The organism is Piscinibacter sp. (assembly GCF_050175855.1).
GTDB lineage: Bacteria > Pseudomonadota > Gammaproteobacteria > Burkholderiales > Burkholderiaceae_C > Piscinibacter.
Window position 1 is genome coordinate 1 of sequence record NZ_JBFXIO010000406.1, and the last position, 4384, is coordinate 4384.

Here is a 4384-nt window from a genome sequence, read left to right on the forward strand (position 1 = left end):
GTTCCAGTCGCAGGAATTCGCGCAGCAGCTCGGGCGGCAGGTTGTCGACGCAGAAGAAGCCGGCATCCTCCAGCGCATGCAAGGCCACGGACTTGCCCGAGCCGGAGATGCCGGTGACGAGCACGACCTCGCGCGGCGCCTGGGGATCGGCGGGCACGGGATTGAGGCGCTCGAGGTGGTCGAGCACCTCGCGCAGGTTGTCGCTGCCCGGCGTGGTCATGACTTGCGGCCCTTGCGCGCCGGCGACGGGGCCGAACCGACCGACAGCATCTCCTGGGCATGCGCGAGGCTGGTGCCCGACAGCCGCTCGCCGCCGAGCATGCGCGCCACCTCTGCCACGCGCGTCTCTCCGCTCACGCCCTGGATCTCGCTGCGCACGCGGCCACCCTGGGCCTGCTTGGCGACGACGAAGTGGTGGTCGGCGCAGGCCGCGACCTGCGGCAGGTGGGTGACGGCCAGCACCTGACGGTCGCGGCCGAGCTGCTTCATCAGCCGGCCGACGGTCTCGGCCACGGCACCGCCGACGCCGGCATCGACCTCGTCGAAGATCAGCGTGCCGGCCGCGCCAAGCTGGCTGGTGGTGACCGCGATCGCCAGCGCGATGCGCGACAGCTCGCCGCCCGAAGCCACCTTGGCCAGCGGCCGCGGCGTGCTGCCGGCGTGGCCGGCGACGAGGAACTCGGCCGACTCCAGCCCGAAGGATTGCGGCGACTCCTGCGCCAGCAGCGCCACCTCGAAGCGGCCGCCGGCCATGCCGAGCTGCTGCATGCCCTGCGTGACGGCCGCGGCCAGCCTGGGTGCGGCGGCGCGGCGCTGTTTCGAGACCGCGGCGGCGGCCTTGTCGAAGGTCGCCTTGGCGGTGTCGGCTGCGTGCTGCAGGGCGTCGAGGTCGGTGGCGGCGTCGAGCGCGCCGAGCTCGTTGCGCCACTGCGTCAGCAGCGCGGCCAGCTCCGCCGGCGGGCGGCGATAACGGCGCGCCAGGCTCATCCAGGCCGACAGGCGATCATCAAGAGACTGCAGGCGCTGCGGGTCGAGGTCGGCGCGGTCGAGATAGCTCGACAACGTGTGCGCTGCATCTTGGAGCTGCGCCTGCGCGCCCTGCAGCACTTCGATCACGCCAGCCAGCGCGGCGTCGTACTCGGCCACGTCCTGCAGCTTGTCGATCGCCAGGTCGGCAAGCTGCTCGGCGCTCGGGTCCGCCTCGGAAATGGCCTCGAGCGCGGCTCGTGCGCCGTCCATCAGCGCCTGCGCGTGCGACAGCCGGCGGTGTTCCGCGTCGAGCTCGTCCCACTCGCCCTCGGCCGGCGCGAGCTTATCGAGTTCGCCGATCTGCCAGGCCAGGCGCTCGCGTTCGCGCTCCAGGTCGGCCTGCGCGCCGCGGGCCTTTTCCAGCGCTTCCTGGGCACTGCGCCAGTGCTGCCAGGCGGCTGCCAGTGGCGCGGTGTCGACGCCGCCGTAGGCATCGAGCAGTCCGCGGACCGAGGCGCTGCGCGTCAGGCTCTGCCAGGCATGCTGGCCATGGATGTCGACCAGTGCATCGGCCACTTCGCGCAGCTGCGCGACGGTGGCGGCGCTGCCGTTGATCCACGCCCGGCTCTTGCCCTGGGCGTCGATCGATCGGCGCAGCAGCAGGGTGTCGCCGGTATCGAATCCGGCCTCGTCGAGCCAGGCCGTGAGGCAGGCCGGCAGGTCGAACTCGGCGCCGATCTCGGCGCGGGCCGCGCCCTCGCGCACCACGCCGGCGTCGCCACGGCTGCCCAGCGCGAGCTGCAGCGCATCGATCAGGATGGACTTGCCGGCACCGGTCTCGCCGGTGAGCACGGTGAACCCGCCGTCCAACTCGACCTCGAGTTCGGTGACGATGACGAAATCCCGAAGCGACAACCTTCGCAGCATGATCAGGCCAACCCGGCGTTCCAGTGAAGCTTGCGGCGCAGCGTGGCGTAGTAGCTCCAGCCGCGCGGATGCAGGAATCGCACCTGGTCGCGCGAGCGGCGCACGGCGATGCGGTCGCCGTGCAGCAGGCTGGCCAGGGCGTGCATGTCGAACGAGACGCTGGTGTCCCGGCCGGCCACGATCTCGATGACGATCTCGCCGGTGTCGGGCAGCACGATCGGGCGGTTGGAGAGGTCGTGCGGCGCGATCGGCACCATCACGAAGCCGGCGATGCCCGGGTGCAGGATCGGGCCGCCGGCCGAGAGTGCGTAGGCCGTCGAGCCGGTGGGCGCCGCGAGGATCAGGCCGTCGGCGCGGAAGTTGGCCACGAACTCGCTGCCGATCTCCACCTTCAGCTCGACCATGCTGCTGGCCGCGCCGCGGCTGACCACGACGTCGTTGACGGCGAAGCCCTCGAAGATGCGCTCCTCGTCGCGCCAGACCACGCCGGTGAGCATGGTGCGCCGCTCCTCCTCGTAGTCGCCGGCGATCATCGGCGCCAGCGCGCGCGCGAACTCGTTGACCGGCACGTCGGTGATGAAGCCCAGCCGGCCCTGGTTGATGCCCACCAGCGGCGTGCCATGGCGGGCCAATTCGCGGGCGATGCCGAGCATGGTGCCGTCGCCGCCGACCACCACGGCCAGGTCGCAGTGGCGACCCAGTTCGTCGGGGGTGAAGGCGCCGTAGTCGGCGATGCCGGTGTTCTGCGCCGTCTGCTTCTCCAGCGACACTTCCAGTCCCTGGCGCACGAGGAAGTGGGCGATCTCCTCCAGCACCGGGCGGATGCCCCGCGCCTGGTACTTGCCCACCAGCGCGGCGTGTCGGAAGCGGCTTGACATGCGAGGAATTACACCACAGGGCCTCCGCGCGGCCGGGGCGGAAAACCCGTCGCGCCTACAATGAAAACCATGCTGGACGAGCGCGCCAAGACACTGCTGAAGACGCTGGTCGAACGCTACATCGCGGACGGCCAGCCGGTCGGTTCGCGCACGCTGTCCAAGGCCAGCGGGCTGGAGCTGTCGCCGGCGACCATCCGCAACGTGATGGCCGACCTGGAAGAACTCGGCCTGATCGCCAGCCCGCATACCAGCGCTGGGCGCGTGCCCACCGCGCGCGGCTACCGCCTCTTCGTCGACACCATGCTGACGGCGCAGCCGCTCAAGCTCGACGCGCCACCCGAGGCCGCGCTGCCGCCCGACCAGCCGCAGCGCGTGATCGCCAACGCGGCGCAGCTGCTGTCCAGCCTGTCGAGCTTCGTCGGCGTGGTCACCGCGCCGCGCAAGCCGAGCGTGTTCCACCACATCGAGTTCATGCGCCTGTCGGAGAAGCGCGTGCTGGTGATCATCGTCGCACCCGACGGCGACGTGCAGAACCGCGTGATCTTCACCGCGCAGGACTACACCCAGGCGCAGCTGATCGAGGCCAGCAACTACCTGACCGCCAACTACGCTGGCCTCACCATCGAGCAGGTGCGCGAGCGGCTGAAGACCGAGGTCGACGCGCTGCGCGGCGAGATCGCGGCGCTGATGCAGGCCGCCGTGCAGGCCGGCAGCGAGGCCATCGCCGACAGCCAGGAGCAGGTGGTCATCTCGGGCGAGCGCAACCTGCTGACCGTGCAGGACCTGGCCACCGACATGGGCAGCCTGCGCAAGCTGTTCGACCTGTTCGAGCAGAAGACGCAGCTGATGCGGCTGCTCGAGGTGAGCAGCCGCGCCGAGGGCGTGCGCATCTACATCGGCGGCGAGAGCATGGTCGTTCCCTACGAGGAACTGTCGGTCGTCTCGGCGCCCTACGTGGTCGACGGCCAGGTGGTGGGCACGCTTGGCGTCATCGGCCCGACGCGCATGGCCTACGACCGCATGATCCAGATCGTCGACATCACCTCGCGGCTGGTCAGCAACGCGCTCAGCGCGAAATAGAGCCTCGCGCGGGCGCTGCCTACAATCGCCGCTCCCCGGGCCGTTAGCTCAGTTGGTCAGAGCAGAGGACTCATAATCCTTTGGTCGCTGGTTCGAGCCCAGCACGGCCTACCAAGGGTCTGCCGGGCCACCGGCAAGTGATTGATTCACAAGGGATTTTTGTAATCCCCCGTTCGTCTCTCCGCTAAGTCCTCCGGTTTCCGGAGGTTCTACACTCATCGGAGAGCGAACATGAATCACTATCCTCAGTCCTCTGTACAAAGTAACAAACCGGAGGACTCCGGCGCCGTCCGCACGCGCAGCAGTGCCGGCCTGTCCTTCTGCACCGAGACGCGCACCCGGCGCGGCCGGTGGCTCGGCTGCAGCCACTTCGATGTTCCTCATGAGAAGTACGCCGATGGCTTCACGACAGGCCTGCGTGCGTTCGGCGAGCTGGTGCAGCACCTGCAGCAGATGGAGCAGGGGGGCTGGGTTGCAGACCGCAACCTGATCGCGGCCATCCTCGCCGATGCTGGCCAGGCGAAGCACGA

The 4384-nt window shown here is 69.7% G+C and carries 5 protein-coding genes and 1 tRNA gene; 3 read left to right on the forward strand and 3 right to left on the reverse strand.

Going from position 1 to position 4384, the window contains the following annotated elements; genetic code table 11:
- From AB7U92_RS22570 to AB7U92_RS22580, 3 genes are all read right to left on the reverse strand, one after another.
- Positions 1-220: RNase adapter RapZ (locus AB7U92_RS22570; protein ID WP_428582325.1), on the reverse strand; the 220-nt coding region annotated here is incomplete at its 3' end.
- Positions 217-1896, reverse strand: a complete 1680-nt coding sequence (recN, locus tag AB7U92_RS22575; protein WP_428582327.1) for a DNA repair protein RecN — start codon at positions 1894-1896, stop codon at positions 217-219. The genes recN and AB7U92_RS22570, both read right to left, overlap by 4 nt.
- A gap of 2 nt (positions 1897-1898) precedes the next feature.
- The gene (locus AB7U92_RS22580; RefSeq protein ID WP_428582329.1) at positions 1899-2774 is read right to left on the reverse strand and encodes an NAD kinase; all 876 of its coding nucleotides are present in this window, start codon (positions 2772-2774) and stop codon (positions 1899-1901) included.
- A gap of 69 nt (positions 2775-2843) precedes the next feature.
- Here AB7U92_RS22580 and hrcA point away from each other — a divergent pair, with 69 nt between their 5' ends.
- The 3 genes from hrcA to AB7U92_RS22595 form a co-directional block, all read left to right on the forward strand.
- Complete coding sequence (hrcA, locus tag AB7U92_RS22585) at positions 2844-3854, forward strand: heat-inducible transcriptional repressor HrcA (protein WP_428582331.1); 1011 nt, start codon at positions 2844-2846, stop codon at positions 3852-3854.
- 37 nt (positions 3855-3891) lie between these two features.
- Positions 3892-3968: transfer RNA gene (locus tag AB7U92_RS22590), tRNA-Ile, on the forward strand.
- A 117-nt stretch (positions 3969-4085) separates the two neighbouring features.
- The coding region (locus tag AB7U92_RS22595) for a hypothetical protein (RefSeq protein ID WP_428582333.1) at positions 4086-4384 on the forward strand (299 nt) is incomplete at its 3' end.

Bases quoted from the DNA above. Each gene is read 5' to 3' on its own strand.
- recN (WP_428582327.1), bottom strand. From the start codon at position 1,896: ATGCTGCGAAGGTTGTCGCTTCGGGATTTCGTCATCGTCACCGAACTC.
- hrcA (WP_428582331.1), top strand. From the start codon at position 2,844: ATGCTGGACGAGCGCGCCAAGACACTGCTGAAGACGCTGGTCGAACGC.
- AB7U92_RS22580 (WP_428582329.1), bottom strand. From the start codon at position 2,774: ATGTCAAGCCGCTTCCGACACGCCGCGCTGGTGGGCAAGTACCAGGCG.